The sequence below is a fragment of the Oricola indica genome (genome assembly GCF_965227485.1).
Classification (GTDB): domain Bacteria; phylum Pseudomonadota; class Alphaproteobacteria; order Rhizobiales; family Rhizobiaceae; genus Oricola; species Oricola indica.
On sequence record NZ_OZ245747.1, the window covers coordinates 1536469 to 1552637 of the forward strand.

22 protein-coding genes and 1 pseudogene are annotated in these 16169 nt (G+C 63.9%); 21 read left to right on the top strand and 2 right to left on the bottom strand.

From position 1 onward, the window contains the following. Window positions 1–472 precede the first annotated feature (472 nt). Window positions 473–1675: an AlbA family DNA-binding domain-containing protein gene (locus tag ACQK2M_RS07805; protein WP_425417320.1), complete on the top strand. Its 1203-nt coding sequence runs from the start codon at window positions 473–475 to the stop codon at window positions 1673–1675. 25 nt (window positions 1676–1700) lie between these two features. Here ACQK2M_RS07805 and ACQK2M_RS07810 read toward each other — a convergent pair whose 3' ends face one another. Further along, the gene (locus ACQK2M_RS07810; RefSeq protein ID WP_425420004.1) at window positions 1701–2156 is read right to left on the bottom strand and encodes a S24 family peptidase; all 456 of its coding nucleotides are present in this window, start codon (window positions 2154–2156) and stop codon (window positions 1701–1703) included. Window positions 2157–2177: 21 nt separating this feature from the next. Then, window positions 2178–2390 (bottom strand): annotated as a pseudogene (locus ACQK2M_RS07815) (helix-turn-helix domain-containing protein); the annotation flags it as partial. Between the two features lie 126 nt (window positions 2391–2516). Here ACQK2M_RS07815 and ACQK2M_RS07820 point away from each other — a divergent pair. From ACQK2M_RS07820 to ACQK2M_RS07915, 20 genes are all read left to right on the top strand, one after another. Then, a complete protein-coding gene (locus ACQK2M_RS07820) occupies window positions 2517–2852 on the top strand; it encodes a helix-turn-helix domain-containing protein (protein ID WP_425417321.1) in 336 nt (111 codons plus the stop codon). Beyond that, window positions 2849–2989 (top strand): hypothetical protein, encoded by a 141-nt coding sequence (locus ACQK2M_RS07825; protein WP_425417322.1) that lies wholly within the window; start codon window positions 2849–2851, stop codon window positions 2987–2989. The genes ACQK2M_RS07820 and ACQK2M_RS07825 overlap by 4 nt, the downstream gene beginning before the upstream one ends. Beyond that, window positions 2986–3117: a hypothetical protein gene (locus tag ACQK2M_RS07830; RefSeq protein WP_425417323.1), complete on the top strand. Its 132-nt coding sequence runs from the start codon at window positions 2986–2988 to the stop codon at window positions 3115–3117. The genes ACQK2M_RS07825 and ACQK2M_RS07830 overlap by 4 nt, the downstream gene beginning before the upstream one ends. Continuing rightward, window positions 3110–3535: a hypothetical protein gene (locus tag ACQK2M_RS07835; RefSeq protein WP_425417324.1), complete on the top strand. Its 426-nt coding sequence runs from the start codon at window positions 3110–3112 to the stop codon at window positions 3533–3535. Before ACQK2M_RS07830 ends, ACQK2M_RS07835 begins: the two co-directional genes overlap by 8 nt. Then, window positions 3522–4310, top strand: a complete 789-nt coding sequence (locus tag ACQK2M_RS07840; RefSeq protein WP_425417325.1) for a ParB N-terminal domain-containing protein — start codon at window positions 3522–3524, stop codon at window positions 4308–4310. The genes ACQK2M_RS07835 and ACQK2M_RS07840 overlap by 14 nt, the downstream gene beginning before the upstream one ends. 129 nt (window positions 4311–4439) lie before the next feature. Beyond that, window positions 4440–4874 (top strand): gp436 family protein, encoded by a 435-nt coding sequence (locus ACQK2M_RS07845; RefSeq protein ID WP_425417326.1) that lies wholly within the window; start codon window positions 4440–4442, stop codon window positions 4872–4874. Then, window positions 4874–5455 carry a phage virion morphogenesis protein gene (locus ACQK2M_RS07850; RefSeq protein WP_425417327.1) on the top strand — a complete coding sequence of 194 codons (582 nt, stop codon included), beginning with the start codon at window positions 4874–4876 and terminating at the stop codon, window positions 5453–5455. The genes ACQK2M_RS07845 and ACQK2M_RS07850 overlap by 1 nt, the downstream gene beginning before the upstream one ends. After that, window positions 5452–5880: a phage tail terminator protein gene (locus tag ACQK2M_RS07855; RefSeq protein ID WP_425417328.1), complete on the top strand. Its 429-nt coding sequence runs from the start codon at window positions 5452–5454 to the stop codon at window positions 5878–5880. Before ACQK2M_RS07850 ends, ACQK2M_RS07855 begins: the two co-directional genes overlap by 4 nt. Beyond that, on the top strand, window positions 5880–6017 hold the full coding sequence (locus ACQK2M_RS07860; RefSeq protein WP_425417329.1) for a hypothetical protein: 138 nt from the start codon (window positions 5880–5882) through the stop codon (window positions 6015–6017). Before ACQK2M_RS07855 ends, ACQK2M_RS07860 begins: the two co-directional genes overlap by 1 nt. Window positions 6018–6019: 2 nt before the next feature. After that, on the top strand, window positions 6020–6949 hold the full coding sequence (locus ACQK2M_RS07865) for a phage tail tube protein (protein ID WP_425417330.1): 930 nt from the start codon (window positions 6020–6022) through the stop codon (window positions 6947–6949). A gap of 1 nt (window position 6950) precedes the next feature. Then, window positions 6951–7298 carry a hypothetical protein gene (locus ACQK2M_RS07870; RefSeq protein WP_425417331.1) on the top strand — a complete coding sequence of 116 codons (348 nt, stop codon included), beginning with the start codon at window positions 6951–6953 and terminating at the stop codon, window positions 7296–7298. A gap of 95 nt (window positions 7299–7393) precedes the next feature. Further along, window positions 7394–7672, top strand: coding sequence for a DUF1799 domain-containing protein (locus tag ACQK2M_RS07875; RefSeq protein WP_425417332.1), 279 nt, complete (start codon window positions 7394–7396; stop codon window positions 7670–7672). Further along, a complete protein-coding gene (locus tag ACQK2M_RS07880) occupies window positions 7669–9660 on the top strand; it encodes a hypothetical protein (protein ID WP_425417333.1) in 1992 nt (663 codons plus the stop codon). The genes ACQK2M_RS07875 and ACQK2M_RS07880 overlap by 4 nt, the downstream gene beginning before the upstream one ends. Then, window positions 9657–10028: a hypothetical protein gene (locus tag ACQK2M_RS07885; protein ID WP_425417334.1), complete on the top strand. Its 372-nt coding sequence runs from the start codon at window positions 9657–9659 to the stop codon at window positions 10026–10028. The genes ACQK2M_RS07880 and ACQK2M_RS07885 overlap by 4 nt, the downstream gene beginning before the upstream one ends. A gap of 1 nt (window position 10029) precedes the next feature. Then, the gene (locus tag ACQK2M_RS07890; RefSeq protein ID WP_425417335.1) at window positions 10030–10548 is read left to right on the top strand and encodes a DUF1833 family protein; all 519 of its coding nucleotides are present in this window, start codon (window positions 10030–10032) and stop codon (window positions 10546–10548) included. Further along, the gene (locus ACQK2M_RS07895) at window positions 10545–10973 is read left to right on the top strand and encodes a hypothetical protein (protein ID WP_425417336.1); all 429 of its coding nucleotides are present in this window, start codon (window positions 10545–10547) and stop codon (window positions 10971–10973) included. Before ACQK2M_RS07890 ends, ACQK2M_RS07895 begins: the two co-directional genes overlap by 4 nt. Beyond that, entirely contained in the window at window positions 10970–13675 is a 2706-nt protein-coding gene (locus ACQK2M_RS07900) for a hypothetical protein (RefSeq protein ID WP_425417337.1), read from the top strand. Before ACQK2M_RS07895 ends, ACQK2M_RS07900 begins: the two co-directional genes overlap by 4 nt. A gap of 15 nt (window positions 13676–13690) precedes the next feature. Continuing rightward, on the top strand, window positions 13691–14764 hold the full coding sequence (locus tag ACQK2M_RS07905) for a hypothetical protein (RefSeq protein WP_425417338.1): 1074 nt from the start codon (window positions 13691–13693) through the stop codon (window positions 14762–14764). A gap of 12 nt (window positions 14765–14776) precedes the next feature. Next, window positions 14777–15115 (top strand): hypothetical protein, encoded by a 339-nt coding sequence (locus tag ACQK2M_RS07910; RefSeq protein ID WP_425417339.1) that lies wholly within the window; start codon window positions 14777–14779, stop codon window positions 15113–15115. Further along, on the top strand, window positions 15112–16167 hold the full coding sequence (locus ACQK2M_RS07915) for a hypothetical protein (protein ID WP_425417340.1): 1056 nt from the start codon (window positions 15112–15114) through the stop codon (window positions 16165–16167). The genes ACQK2M_RS07910 and ACQK2M_RS07915 overlap by 4 nt, the downstream gene beginning before the upstream one ends. Window positions 16168–16169 lie beyond the last annotated feature (2 nt).

Here is a 16169-nt window from a genome sequence, read left to right on the forward strand (position 1 = left end):
GACAAAGATTCCAGAACCAGCTGGCGCGCTACAACGGTTGTAGTTTGACACCGGGTTCTGGAAATTCCGGGAATATCCGGGATCAGGCGGGAACTGGCGATATTCTACGACAAATCAAGGCCTTGTCCGCTGTTCGCCAGGAGTCGGGCGGTCGTTCAATTGCCATCGGGTTTTGTGGATATTCGCTCAATCCTGCGCTCTTCGAATGCCTATTGAGTATCCTTCAAATGACCTTCGAAAACATGATTACACACAATGTCGATGAGACGATAAGCAATTGAATAAAATAGCATTTCGGATTTGAGCGCTTACCATTCAAGGATGGTGTACCGCGACGAAACCGGCAAGCGATATCCAAAAACAAGTTGGGCTTCGTGCACAAGTCGCGTTCAAGCTGGCTTAATTTCTAACATTTCAACAACTTAGAGGCAGGTTTCCATGCACTCTACCTCGCGTTAAGTTGTGCGAAACAATGCATACTTGGAACGGTGAGCCAATGCTACTCGGTAGGAATTTTGACGATATTGACAGGACGACCATCCAAGGCCTCGTGGATGCAGCTGCTACGGAGTCTGTTCACCTTGATTTCAAGAGAGAAACCTACGGAAGAACGGAGGATGATAAGAAGGAGTTCCTCAAAGATATTACCGCGTTTGCAAACTGCTTGGGCGGACATCTAATTATCGGTATCGAAGAGGCAGATGGCGTTGCCGCCGCGCTCTCCCCACTCGCGGGGATTGATGTCGATGCAGAACTACTGCGGCTGGAAAGTATCGCACGCACAGGTATTGAGCCGTCAATTATCGGGCTACGCATGAAGCGGGTGCCAACCGAGACCGGTGACCTGATTATCATTCATGTACCCCGCAGTTATAATCCACCCCACCGTGTCATCACTCGAAACAGCAATCGTTACTACTCTCGAAATTCAACGGGTGTGTTCGAACTCTCACTCGAAGAGCTTCGCCAGCTTTTCGGACAAAGACGCTCAATCGAAGAACGCGCGAAGAGCTTTCTTGGCGAACGACACTTGCGTATCCAAGCGAATGACGGCCCCCTGCGCATTCCCGTCGAACAGGGGGCAGTCGTTCTGCATCTTGTACCGCTTCCCGACTTTGGCGCCGACCGCCGCGTCGAAATAGAGGCGATACGCGCGCAGAGGGACAATTTCCCGCCCTTAGGAGCGCAGCCAGCCATCGATCGTATCAACCTCGACGGAATCGTTTGTTCGAGGGGCGGCGATGTGTGTCACGGTTACACCCAAATATTCCGTAACGGGAGTGTCGAAGCGACCAACGCGAGTGTCATCGGCAATTTAGGTGGCGGACGCGCACTTCGAACTACGGCAGTCGCAGAACAGCTGATTGCAGCACTTTCTTTTTACATGAGAGGACTCAGGGCGCTGGATATGTCCACACCAGTCCTAGTGCAGATTTCTTTTTTTGGGATGAGCAATGTGAGTATGGCCTTACCAGCGGAGTATTTTGATCCACCTCCGCCCTACACTCGAGACGAATTGCATCTGCCTCCCAGCGTTATTTCTGACTATCAGATTGACGATAACTACGAGCGTTTCGTTGCCGAGCAGATGGACTATCTTTGGAACGCTTACGGTTTCCCAAGGTGCGATTTATTCAATGGCGAGGGCCAATGGGTCGGCATATTGAGAGGTTAACGCTGCGAAGTCTCCTAAACGCATTTCACTTTAATGGTCCTCCAGCCCAAATTACGCGGGCGTTGATCTCTAGCTTCGCCTCGGCAACATCGGCCGGGATGGTCTGCATCGGATAGGACTGGTTGTCGGAGATGACTTGGACCGAACCGTCCAGCGCCAAGCTCAACCGTTTGAGATAGATATCGCCCTCGTAGGTGAAGACGAAGACGCCGCCGGCCGCGAGATCCTGTCGCGTCACGTCGAAGGTGACTATCAGGACGTCGCCATCGCTGATCGTCGGCTCCATGGAATCGCCCCGACCACCGAGCATACCGAGCCGTGCGCCGCGCGGCGCGATCGAGGCGAGCCAGTCGCGATTCACGTAGAAGAAATCCTCGACATCCTGCGCGATCGCGACAGCGCCGCCACCTGCCGATGCCTGCACCGCATATCGAGCGATCGCGACCACATCACTGGAGGATGAGAGAGCCTGCGTTTGCAACTGGCCCCGAACCGTTTCCCCGCCGGTGACCAACCAATTCAGATCAACGTCGGTGATTTTCCTCAATCGTTCCAGAAAATCGAAGCTCGGCTCCCGATCGCCCCGGATGTAATTTCCGAGTGTGCGATCTGAAACGCCGATCTGTTCTGAGAAATCGGCAACTGTAATTCCAGTTGGAATAAGGCTTTCTATGCGCTCGCCAACCCCCGTCGCTGCCTTTCTAGGCCTTGCCATGACAATTTAGAACAATTGGGGTTTACAATAACCCCGAACGTTCTTATTCTCCCCACTCCGGTGGGCTTTCGCCCGTTGAAAAAAGGAGGCTCTGCAAAGCCTCCCGGTTCGTGACCAGGAGCCACTATGGACTCGATCAATCCGAGCGCCAAGAGCGGAGCGAAGCCCGCAATCGACAAGCGCATCGAGCAGGCCGCCCGCATCAAGGCTCGCCTGTATGAAGCTGGATACAAGCTCAGCGACATAGACCGCGATTTCAAACTCCCCCCAGGGACGGCGCGCGACGCATTGCGCGCCCCGAACCTCAAGGGGGAGCGGGCGATCGCCTCCGCTCTCGGAACCAGACCAGAGCTGCTGTGGCGTGACCGCTATCACGCTTCCGGTCGAAGGAAGTCGCCCCAGGATCATTCCCGTCCGCCGACGATGGCGCAACGTCGAAAGGTAACGGGGGCGCTGACATGAGCCGCCTCCATTCGAAGGGCCATTTCAGAGTGTGCCAATACGACCAGGCACCAGATCCTATGGTCTACGCCATCGTCGCGATCAGCGTGGCGGCATCCGTCGCGGCGACGATCTCCTTCCTGGGACTGTTCTCATGAGCTGGAGCGTTGCCACTATCGGCTATCTGATCTTCTGCGCCGTCGTGCTGCTGTTCGTCATGGGCGCGCACAAGCAGGAGGAGATAACGCGGGATCGCCGCCGGCAGGAAGGGCAGGGCGATGACTGAGCCGTTCCCGCTGCTGTTCCAGGCGCTCGCACAATCGACCGGCGCTTCCGAACCCGAGACGCCCGCCACCTATCTGTTGAACGGCCGCGAAGCCGTCGTGCCGTTGTTCGAGGCGAGCGTGCGCGGGGTGAAGAGCCGCTTCCCGCACCTCTCCGAGGCGGACATCGCATCGCCGCCGCATCACTGGTTCGACGCCGCCCTCGCACGGCAGATCGCACTGCATCTGCTCGTCCAGCATTTCGACGTGCCGAAGCGGGCCGTGGCGGAGGAACTGGAGCGTTCCCGCGACGCTGTGAACCGAGCGCTGCGCACGATCGACGAGCGCCTGCAGTACCCCGAATTCCAGGACGCCTATGAGGCGATGGCCGAGAGCGCCCATGCAGCGCTGAAGGACGGAGGCGACGATGAGCAAGATTGAGGCCGTTGCCATCGCTGACATCCATGTGCCGGAGCGCCTGCGCGAGGTCGACATGGACCATGTCTATGCGATCCAGACTTCCATCGTCGAACGCGGACTCCTCAACCCGATTACCGTACGACGGACGCCAAACGCAAAGGGTGGTAAGTTCACGCTCGTCGCGGGCGCTCACCGGCTGAAGGCTATTTCGGAAAACGAAGAGACCGAAATCGACGCGATCATTGTCGAAGCGGACAAGCTGACCGCCGTGCTGATGGAGATCGAGGAGAACCTCTTCCGCAACGATCTCTCGGCGCTCGATCGGGCGATCTTCGTGCAAACCTATCGCGAAGTCTGGGAGCAGAAGCACGGCAAGATCAAGCGTGGCGGAGACCAAAGTGCAAACTTTGCACTTTGCCCCGTGGACGTCCTGCAGGAAGAGGCGGAACGAGGGTTCGCAGTGCACTGCGCCGAGCGTCTCGGCTGCTCGAAGCGCACCATCTATATGGCGCAGGAAATCAGCTCGAAGCTTCCTCGGGATATTCGTCGCCGCCTGCACGGCACACCTGCCGCCGATAACCAGTCCGCCCTCCTGAAGCTCGCCAAGCTTCCGGCCGACAAGCTCGCCAATGCAGCCAAGGTCTTCGACACGGTCGAGGGCGACTTCGACAAGATGATGGAGGCTCTCGGCGATCCGAAGCCGAAACAGAGCGCCGCCGACCAGCTCCGATCCCGCCTGATCGACACATGGGGCCGGGTCAAGCCGAAAGACCGCATCGCCTTTGTGCGCGATTAGGGGTTCAGCCCGCCGCCCGCACGCATACCAGGGGAAGCTGCGCCGCCCCGCCCGAGATCCAGTCGAGGACGTCCTCGATCGCGCAGCCAGCCGGGAGGGTTGCCCGGCGCCCTTCTTACCGAGGACCTCATGACCTACGCGACGCAACAGGACCTGATCGACCGTTTCGGCGAGACCGAATTGATCCAGCTCACCGACAAGGTGAACCGGCCGGCGACGACGATCGACACGACCATGGTCTCCAAGTGCCTTTCCGACGCCGAGGATCTAATCGATTCCTATGTCGGCAAGCTCTACGCGCTGCCGATCGCTTCGCCGCCCGACATTCTCACCCGTGTCACCTGCGAAATCGCCCGCTACTACCTGCACGGCCGCCGCACCGAAAAGGACGATCCCGTCACCCGCGACTATCTCGGCGCAATCGCCTGGCTGAAGGACGTCGCCAAGGGCCTCGTCCAGCTCGAGGCGGACGGCATCGCGGCGCCTCAGGCCGGCGACAGCGAGGTTCGTGTCGAAGCGCCCGATCGCGTCTTCACGCGCGACTCCATGAAAGGGTTCGGCTGATGGCGGACGCCGCTCAGATCGTCATCGACGACGCGGAGATCAACGCCGCGCTCGATCGCGTGGCCCGCGCCGGCGTCGACACCGCGCCGCTGATGCAGCGCATCGAGGGCATCATGCTGCGCGGCGTGCAGACCCGCTTCGAGACCGAGCGCGCGCCGGACGGCGCGCCTTGGCAGCGCCTGTCGCCGCGCACCGCCTCCAAGCGCATCGGCCGCGGCACGCGCGGCTACAACAACATCCTTCGCGTCAGCGGGCGGCTCTATTCGTCGATCTCGAGCGAGAGCGACGAGCGTTCGGCCGAGGTCGGCACCAATCTGCCTTATGCGGCGGCCCACCAGGACGGCGCGACGATCACGCAATATGCGCAGTCGCGCACGATCCGCCTGCGCAAGGTAAAGGGTCGCGTCCAGTTCGCCCGCAAGGCGCACAAGCGCGCCACCGAAAAGCGCGTCACGATCGGCGAACGGACCATCACCATTCCGGCGAGGCCCTATCTCGGCTTTTCCGACGAGGATCGCGCGGAGATCCTGGCGGCGACCGAGAGCTATTTCGAGGAAGCGGCGGGAGGCGACGCGAAATGAGTGTTGTCAGTTCCGTGATCGCCCGTCTGAAGGAGACCGGATCGCCCTTCGCGCTTGTCGAGGGCGCCGTAGATCTCGCGGCCGTCGACACCCGCCCACCGGCGACGCCGGCCGCCTATGTGCTCGCCGCCGAAGAGGCGAGCGCGGAAAACACGCGCGCCACGGGACCGGTTCTGCAGCGCATGGAAGCCGACATCGCCGTCGTCATCATCACCGACAACCTGACCGACCGCGTCATGGGCGAGGCCGCAGGCGACATCGAGGACCTTAAGGCCTGGGTGCGCGGCAAGCTGATCGGCTTCGAACCGGACGGGGCCGACGAACCGATGGAGCATGTCTCCGGCCAGATCGTCAAAGCCAGGTCCGGCACGGTCTGGTTCGACGATCGCTTCGCCGCCTCAACCTATCTCGAGGAGCAATCCTGATGGCTTACATCCCCAGAAAACCCGGCCGCTTCGTCCGAGAGACGGAAGGCGCCAGACCGCGCGAAGCGACGAAGGACGAGGCCGCCAAATCCCGCGGCACCGTCGTCGTAGCGCCGAAGAAGTCGAAGGAGACCTGACCATGGGACGCAAGATCCGCAAACTGGCGGTGCTCGCCAAGGTCCACAGCGCCTACAACACCGATCCGGTGCCGACCGCCGGCGCGAACGCGATGTTGATGACCGAGGTCGATCTTCAGCCGCTGGCCGGCGAGGAAGTCAGCCGCGACCTGTTGCTCCCCTATCTCGGCCACCAGGGCGTCGAACTGACGGGCGATTATGTCCGGCTGGAAGGTTCAGTCGAGATCGCCGGCGCCGGCGGTGCCGGAGACGTTCCCGCCTTTGGAGCATTGCTGCGCGGCTGCGGCCTTGCGGAAACCGTCAATGCCGGGACTTCGGTTGTCTACGAGCCGGTTTCGGCCGGCGAGGAAGCGGTGGCGATCTATTACTATCTCGACGGCGTGCGGCATATCATTCTCGGCGCGCGCGGCAATGTAACGATGTCCTTCGTGCCGAAGCAGATCCCGCGCTTCCGTTTCACCTTCATGGGCCTGGTCGGCACGATTTCCGACACCGCATTGCCGGCGGCCGACGTTTCCGCTTTCGTGCGGCCGGTTTCAGTCTCCAAGGCACAGACGACGCTGGAACTGCACAGCGTTTCGGCACTGATCTCCGAAAGCGTCGAGGTCAATCTCGGCAACGCGATCGAGATGCGTCATCTGATCGGCTCCGAGTCGGCGGAGATGACCGACCGGCAATCAACCGGAACGGCCGTGCTCGAGGCGCCGCTGCTTGCCTCGAAGAACTGGTTCGCTGCGGCCCAGGCACGCACCAGGGACGCCCTGCAGCTGGTTCACGGGACGACTGCAGGCAATATCGTGCAGCTCGATGCGCCGAAGGTCGAGATCGGCCGACCGACGCAGGGTTCCTCGCAGGGCATCGCCAACCTGTCCCTTCCTCTCATGCTGACGCCGGATTCCGGCGACGACGAACTCTCGATTACGGTGAAATGACATGAAATTCGTGCTCGCTGACGAATACACATTCTGGTGGCCGGTAACCGTCCGGACGCCCGATCCAGACAAGTCCGGCCAGATCGCCGAGCAGTCCTTCGAGGGCCGGTTCAAGGCGTTGGCCGATGACCGTGTGAAAGCGCTCGCCGCGACCCGCGACGACGATGAACTCCAGACGATGATCCGCGAGAGCCTGGTCGACTGGCGCGACGTCCAGGGACCGGACGGCAAGGACGTTCCGTTTTCCGGCGAAGCGCTCGCGCAGGCCTTGCGGTTTCCCTTTTTCCGTCTCGGCGTCTTCGCCGCGATCGTCGACGCGTCGAGCGGGAAAGCCGCGGAAAAAAACTGACGCAGGCCGCGGAGGCGTGGGCACACGCGACCCGCGGCCTTTCCGATCCGACTGCGCCAGTCACCAACGATGACGACACGGCCGGTCAATTCGCAATGCTTGGCGTGCAAGTCGATGCCGAGACCGACGCAACCGGGGAGACCTTCGCCGTGATGGCCGAGAACTGGCGCACCGTCAAAGCGTTCCTCGCGCTGGAGACGCAGTGGCGCGTCTCGGCCGGCGCCGGTGGCGTGATCTGGACGGGTCTCGACTATGGCGCGGCCACGGCCCGCTTGCGGCGACGTTCCTTCCGCGCTTTCGACAGGCTGATGGTCCGGCTTCGGATCATGGAGGAAGCCGCGCTCCCGATCCTCAATCGCGGAGGCCGGCCGTGACCTTCGTTCTCGGAATGCGAGCGGAGTTCGACGCAAGCGCGGTCGGCAAGGGCGTCGCGACCGTGCGAACCCAGTTCGATACCCTCGGCAATGAGGCGCGGGCTGCCGGCGTCGCGATGGATACGGCGTTTGAAAGGACAGCCGCAGGCGCGAATGCAGCCTCCTTCCAGGCGCGCAATCTCCAGTTCCAGATGATCGATATCGCGCAGACGATACCGCTCGCATTCCAGGCGCCGCTCTATGCGCTGCAGAACGTCGCGATGCAGGGCGCCCAGATCGCGCAGATCTACGGGCCCGGCGAAGGTGGCGCCGCGCGCGGATTCCGGGAAGCCGGAGCGATGGCGCTTGGCGTCGTCAGGACGCTGGCGCCGATCGCCGCGCTCGTCGCCGCCGGCGCGGGCGCCTGGAAGCTGTTTACTCATGAGGTCGATCAGGCGGCGGGCGCGACGCGGAGGCTCGCGAACGATGCCGCCTCCTATTCAGCCGTGCAGGGACAGATCGACGCCCTCGCACGCGTCCAGAAGGCCTATCGAGACGCGATTGAGGATACCGCGAACGCGCAGCTCATCGCCAGCAACGGGATCGTCGCATCGACGGAGCGCGAGTTCGAAGCCAAGAAGTCGCTGCTTGAACTGGAGCTGAAACGCCAGCGCGCGGCCGTCGAAACCCAGCGGATCGACCTCGTCAATGCCGAGAGGCAGTATCGCAAGCTGCTCACCGACACGGCCGCCATGTCGGATCATTCGCCCGTCGCACGCGGGTTCTCGGATCCGCGCATCGGCTCGGTTCCCTTCGTACGATCGCCGGACGCGGCAGCCGCCGTCGAGACACTCATGTCGGTGGCGGACAATTCGGAACTCGGCGACCAGATCCGGACAATGCGGGCCGAGCTCGAATTGACCGAGGTCGCGGCCGAGCGGTTGGCGGACATGCTGGGCACGACGTTCCGCACTGTCGACAGCGGCATGAAGGATACGAAAAAGCCCGGCGCCTCCGAACGCTTTCTCGACCGCTACCGGCGCACGCAGGACGAGGATCTCGCCCGCCTGCGTCTTGAGGCGCGCCTTATCGGGGCAACGACGGCCGAACGCGAAAAAGCCAATGCACTGCTGGAAGCGGAGATCGCGATCAAGCGCGGCAAGCTGGCGATCGATAGCGACGCCGCGCAGGAGATCCGAAGGCAGCAACTCGCTATGGCCGATCTGCGCCTGGAGATCACGCGCCAGGCGGGGGCCTGGACCATGGTGCGCGATGCCGGCATGGCGTCGATCGACGGGATCACGGAATCGCTTCGCTCGGGCGATCTGGCCGGGGCACTCGAACGCATCGGCGACCAGCTGCTCGACACGCTGGCGAGCCTGACGATCGCCAATCCGCTGAAGAACGCGCTCTATGGCGAAAACCTGCCGACGCTGTCCGACGTCAATGGCCAGGGCGGCTTTCTCTCGATGCTGTTCGGGGGAGGGTCCGGCGGTTCCGCCGGAACGGGCAGCGGCTGGAACGGCCTGAGACAGGTTACAACCGGCAACTCGGCTTCGGGTGGCGGTTTCTGGGGCGCGCTCACCTCCCTGTTCGGGTTCGACACCGGCGGCTGGACCGGCGACGGCAACCCGCGGCGCGTTGCCGGTTATGTCCATGAAGAGGAATTCGTGGTGAAGGCGGGACCGGCGCGGAAATTCCGGCCCATGCTCGAAGCGATCAACCGCGGCTCCGACCCCGGTCACGCCGAGGGCGGAATGGTTGGCAGTTCCTATGCTTCTTCGTCACCGTCCGCCTCCGGGGGCGGCCCGCGCGGCGGCGGCAACATGTATGTGAAGATCGAGGATCATGCCGGCGTGGCGATCGACACGCGCCGCGAGCAGACGCCGGATGGCGACGAGATGCTCGCCGTCATGATCGACCGCGTCGACGGCGCGATCGCCGATGGCGCCTTCGACAGTTCCTTCGGCCGCTATTCCGGCGGCAATGTGCGGGGGACGCGGCGATGACGGCGCTGTGGCCACAAGGATTGCCGCAATATGTGCTGCGCGAGGGTTTCGCCGAGACGCCGCACTGGCCGCTTCACGCCTTCCAGCCGGAAGACGGGCCGCCGCAGCACATGCCGATGACGACGGTCGATCTGCGCAGCCTGCAATGCGGCATGGTTATGCGCAATCATCACCTTGAGCTCTTCGAGGACTTCCTGTTTCACGATCTGGGCAAGGCGTCGCTACCCTTTATCGGCCCGCATCCGCGCACCCGCGCCTCCTGGCAACTGATGTTCATGAACAGCCCGACGCCGTTCCGGATCGTCGCGCGGACCGGCATCGAATGGACCGTCACCTTCACGCTGATGGCGCTCGGGAGCGCGGACTGACATGGCCCGTTCGATCCCGCTCATTACCCGCCAATCGCTCGAGGATTACTGCTCGGCCGAGGCGCTCGCCTTCTTCGTCGAGATCGGACACGAGGATGTCGACGAAAGCGTTCGGCTGGTGACCGACGCGGTCGATTACGTGATGGACGGCGAGACCTGGCACAAGTCCTGGTTCGAGATCACGCTGCTCACCGATACCGACAAACCGCCGGAAACGAAGTTCTCCTTTCCCAATGTCGACCGCTCGAAGACCATGCAGCTGGAAGGGCTCAACGGGCCGGTCACTGTCAATTTCTGGGTGATCTCGACCGCCTATTTCGACCGGACGGCGGATCCGCGCACCGTGCTTGCCGGCGAAACCGTCGTCGCTGCCTACCAGGCGCTGCATATCAACCTGGTCAATGTCCGCGTCACCGGCGCCTCGGTCCAGGGAACGCTTCGCGGCCTCGATATCCGCTCGGAGATCTGGCCAGGCCTCTGGGTCACGCAGGCACTGTTTCCGGGGGTCTATCTGCAATGAACGTGATCCGCGGCTATGTCGGCATTCCCTATATGGACAAGGGGCGCAGCTTCGAGGGTTGCGACTGCTACGGCCTGCCCTGGCTGATCTATCGCCGCGTGGCCGGCATCCTCCTGCCCGTCTATGACTGGATATCGTCGGCCGACACGATCGCATTCGGCCGGGCCATGCGCGACGAGACGGAAAGCGGACGCTGGCGCAGGCTCGACCGGGACGAGACGCCGCAGCCGTTCGACCTTGTCTCTATGATCGACACGCCGAAGCCCGGTGCGCGCGCCTGGCATTGCGGCATCGTCGCGGCGCCCGGAACGCTGTTGCATTCGGAGCGCGGCGTCGGCAGCCACCTCACGGATCTCGCGCGTCCGGAGATCGCGCCGCGGCTGAAGGAGTTCTTCCGGCATCTGGACGTGGAGGCGCGGCAATGACCGGTCCGCTCGTCACGGCCGTCTGGCGTCCGCCGCTTTCCATGGAGGCCGCGGAGATCCGCGAGCTGCCCGCGGGCGCGACGCCCGCGCGGTTCGTCGAACTTCTGGGTGACGCGCTGCCGATCGACTTCGCCGATCGGGGCGATATCGTTCTTGGCGGGCATGTGCTGGATCGCGCGCTTTGGGCGAAGATCCGCATCAAGCCGGGGCAGACAATCTCGCTGCACTATGCGCCCGGCCGCGGCGGTAATGCCGGCAGCCGCGCGGCGCTCGGCCTCGTTATCGCGGTGGCGACGGTGCTGACGGCCGGCGCCGCTCTGGGCGGTGCGTTCGGCGGAGTTTTCGCTGCCGGCAGTACGGCCGCCCGCCTGCTCGCCGGCGGCATCACGATCGCCGGCAGCCTGTTGCGCAACGCCCTGACCGCCCCACCGGTCGCCGCTCGGCCGAGAGACGCGTCCGGCGAGGCAATCGGCGGACCGGCGTCGCTCACCGGCAACATGATCGGCGAAGGCATCCCGATCCCGGCCGTCATCGGCGTGCGCGACATTCATCCGCCCTTCGTCACACAACCCCTCATCGAGCGCGTCGGCGAGGAGGAGGTGGTCGAAGCCGTGATGGCGCTCGCCGGATCCTACTCGCTTTCCATGCCGCGCATCGGGGACACGTCCGTTGCCGAGGCGTCGGACATTACGCTGCAGATCCGCGAAGGCCTGCCCGGCGACACGCCGATCACGCTGATCGAACGATACGGCGCGACCAATGTCGTCAATTCGGAGTTGCCGCCGCACAAGGCGGACCCCGACGATCCGGCCGATCTCGAAAGCCAGACCAACCCGGATGCAAGCCTGCCGACATGGCTGGGTGCGGCAACAGCCGGCAAATGGGACGAGTGCTGGCTTCACCTGACGTTGCCGGGCGGTCTCGCCAAGCCAAGCGCCGAGGGCGAAATCCAGGCGATCCCGATCCGCATTCGCATGCGCCAGGACGACGAAGACGACTGGCTGCGCCTGCCCGAACTGCATTTCGCCGGATCGGACGTTCGCGAGATCCGGCCGACGATCAAGCTCAAGCGCGGTGCGGTGCCCGAATTCGTTCCCGCCATGCCGGCAAACCGGGGCTGGCGCGCAGCCTTTGCCGTCTCGCCGGGGCAGACCTCGCCCAACCCCGAGACGGACAGCTGGACTGCCCATTCCTCCTTCACCGACGGCGCGGGTCCGGATTCGCTTTATGCCGGCAATGAAGGGGCTTCGAATGTCGTTCGAGTGACCGTCGAAGGCGCCGAGGCGACGATCACACTCGATCCGGCGGTCTTCCCCGAGGGGCGCTGGCAAATCGAGATCCAACGCGGCCTCTGCTACCGGGTCAGCGATTTTACCTTCTCGTCCTACGACTATGACGGCGACACGATCGACTTCTTCTCCTATGTCGAAAGCCGCGGCACCTATCAGCTCGCCCGATCGCGCGAGGCCCTGTCGGATGCCTGCTATCTCGTGCGCTGTTGCTCGGTGGTCAATTCGCATCCGGTCAATAGCGGCAAGCCCGTTCCGAACTGCGCCTTCATCGCGCTGAAGGCCTATGGACGGTCGGTCTCCTCCTTCAAGATCCGCGCATCCTCGATCGTCGACCGATGGGGCGGCACGGCCTTCGACGATTTCGGCGAAAGCGCGCGGCCGGCCGACCACTTCCACAACGTGTTGCGCGGACCGCTCGCATCGCTGCCGCTGCCCGATGCCTTGATCGACAAGGCCAGCCTCAGCGCCTGGCACGCGGCAAACGTCTCCGAGGACCGCCGTTGCGACATGATCGTCGAGGGCGGGCTCGTCGGCGATATCCTGGCAAATATCGCGGGCTGCGCGTTCGCGAAGCTGGCCGCGAGCGAGGTGTGGGGCGTCATGCGTGATTACGACCGCTCCGAAGAGGATCCGGTCCAGACCTTCACGATCCGCAATTCGTCGGGCCTCGCCATGTCGAAGGCGTTCACGCCGCGCCTGCCCGACATGTTGCGATGCGTCTATTCCGATACCGAGAACCGGCCGCGCGAGGTGGAGATCTGGCGCGCCGGCCGTGAGGGTACGCTGCGCCCCGTGGTCGAGACCGTCAACATGGTTGGCCTGACGCGCGAGGCCGACGTCATCGAGCGCGGCACGCATGACCTGCGCCAGATGGAACTGCGCGCCGCCGTCTTCGATTTCAGCGCCTTTGCCGAGACGATCCGCTGCCGGCGCGGCGACCTGATCGCGGTCAATCATCATGTCCTCGACCGGACGCACGACTCGGCGCGCGTCCGCGCGGTGACGCTGGAGAAGGACGGCGAAACGGACATGCTGACCGAGCTGATCCTGGACGCGAAAGTGCGTGTCTACAACGAGCCGGACATGCACGCGGTGACCGACATGCATGCGGTGACCGACATGCACAGCGTCGGCTTGCAGTCCGGCGTGATGATCCGCCGATCGGACGAGGAGATGACGGTCCACCCGGTCTCGAACGCGACGGGCACGAGCGACACGCTGACGCTGACGACGCCGGTCGAATTGCCCGCGGGCAGCGACGGACGTCGCGCGGTGCGAAACGGCAACCTCGTTTCGGTCGGCGCGACGGGACGCGAGGCGCGCCGCCTGATCGCGACCGACATCCAATACGAAAAGGGCTGGAAGGCGAAGATCTCCGCACTCGCCGAAGCCCCCGAGCTGCACACATGACGAGGATGATATTCGATGGCGCTTGACCGACAGATACCGACCAGTGCGACGCCGACTCCTGTCGAAGGCGATGATTTCATGGACGCGGTCCAGGAGGAACTCACCGGGCTGTGGGACCGGTCCTCGATCCTGCTGACCGATATCGGCGGGACCGCCAACGCGATCACCGGCACCGTGACGCCGGCGCTGACCGGCTCGGCCGTTGCCGGCATGATCTTCCGCTTCGTCGCCGGCGCCGACAATACGGGTGCGACTACCGTGAACGGTATCGACGTCACCGACATCGACGGGAATGCGCTGACGGGCGGCGAGATCGTCAATGGACGGCTGCATTCCTGCCTGTTCGACGGCACCAATCTGCGGCTGCTTGGCGGCGGGTCCGGCGGTTCGACCAACACCGACTACCAGGCCTTCACCGCGTCCGGCACCTGGAACAAGCCGGCGGGTGTGCCGGACGGTGGCCGTGTCATCATCGAAGCCTGGGGCGGCGGCGGTGGCGGCGGCGACCTTGCTTACTCATCAGGCGGCGGTGGAGGTGGCTATTGCCGCGCCGAATTCCGCGCCGTCGATCTGCCGTCGTCCCTGACGGTATCCGTCGCAAGTGGCGGCGCCGCGGATGCGGCCGGCGGCAATTCCAGCGTCGACAATGGCGGCACCAACTATCTGATCGCCTATGGCGGCGGTGCGGGCTACGCGAATGACGGCGTCGGCGGGGGCGGAGGTGCCGGCGCCCTTGGCAAGGGAGCCAACGCCACGAACGTTGATCCGGGCGCGGCCGGGGGTGATCTCGGCGGCGGCGCCGGCGGTACCTACAGCGGGGGGCCGGGAGCGGGAGAGCCGCCGACTTCACTATGGGGCGGCGCGGGCGGCGGCGCATCCGGCAATGAAGGCGCGACCGGTGCAAATGGCGGGAATGCCCTTTTCGGCGGCGCCGGTGGCGGAGGGTCGGCGGCTGGCTCGGCTGGCGGCATTTCCCAGTTTGGTGGCGATGGTGGCGCCTACGGCGTGGCCGGCTCACCGCGCGGTGGCGGCGGCGGCGGCAATGCCGCCGGCGGGCGCGGCGAAGTCCGTATCCACGTGATCTGGTAGGGAGAAAACGGCATGTCCACCGAGGCAGACATCACATTCCGCGACAATGAGGATTTCGGCTGGGCGTTCCAGTTCACCGACAGGAACGACAATCCCTACGACTTCACCGGATCGACCTTCAAGATGGACGTGCGGACCGCTGCCGACGCCGGCTCGGCCGAAGCCGCTTTGACGACCGCCAATGGAGGCATCGTCTCCACGGATCTCGCGGCTGGCACGATCGAGATCGTGATCGCCAAGGGCGCGCTCGATCCCGGCGAGTATGTCTATGACCTTGTGCGGGTGAATGGAGGCGCCGAAGAGGTGTTGCTCTATGGCGCGGTCACCGTGATCGACGGGGTGACGGCATGAGCAGCGTCATCGTCAAGGGCGGTTCGCCTCTCACCGTTCGCAGGCCGGCCAAGGCCACGCGCATCTCCCAGGGGAGCAAGGCGCTATCGCCGCCTGCCGGTGCAACGGGCAAGACCGGCGGCGCATTCTCTTTCGAATACGACGCCTCCTCGCTGACCATGGCCGACCCGACGGACGGCAAGTTCCGGCTGAACAACGCGACGCCAGAGGACGCCACGGCGCTGGCGATTTCGGCGGCGCTTGCGGATGCGACGGATGTCTCGGCGCTGATCGCTGCGCAACTCGGGACGCCTGTCGATGGTCGGCTGATCGTCACCACTGGCACTAACCAGCTGGAATTCGAGGTCACGGCGCTCGCCGACAATGGCGACTGGCTGCAGCTTACGCTTGCCAACGGCGTGATCGCCGGCACGCTGTCCGACGAGGATGCCTGCGAACTGGTTTTCACCGACACCAAGGCTTCGGCAGCAGCGGCGGCGGCCGTCGCGGCACAGACGGCGGCGGAGACGGCCCAGGGCGAAGCCGAAACCGCCCAAGCGGCAGCGGAAGCCGCACAGGCCGGGTCCGAGGCCGCCCAAGCAGCATCAGAGGCGGCACAAGCCGCATCGGAGGCCGCCCAGACGGGTGCCGAAACAGCCGAAGGGAACGCGGAGACGGCGCAGGCCGCCGCCGAAGCGGCTCAGACCGGCGCGGAAGCCGCCCAGGCTCTCGCGGAGGCGGCGAGCCTCGTGCAGTACGGCAATTTCTGGTTCAACGACGACCAGAGCGTCATTGCCGAGGGTGGGTATCCGATAGAGCGGAGCGCGGAGCGGGCGATCACGATCACCGATCTTGTCGGCGAGGTGACACATGGCGATCCCGGCGAAAGCCTCGACATCGAGGTCTATGTCGACGGCGTCTCGGTCTACGGCCCGACCACGGTGGACTACGGCACGCCGCTGGTGCTCGACGCCCTGTCGATCGACATCGATGTTGGATCTCTGGTCGGGGTCGATCTCAAGGACGCGTCGGGAACGCCATATGGCTTCTGGCTTCGGATGAGCGGGAGCTGACC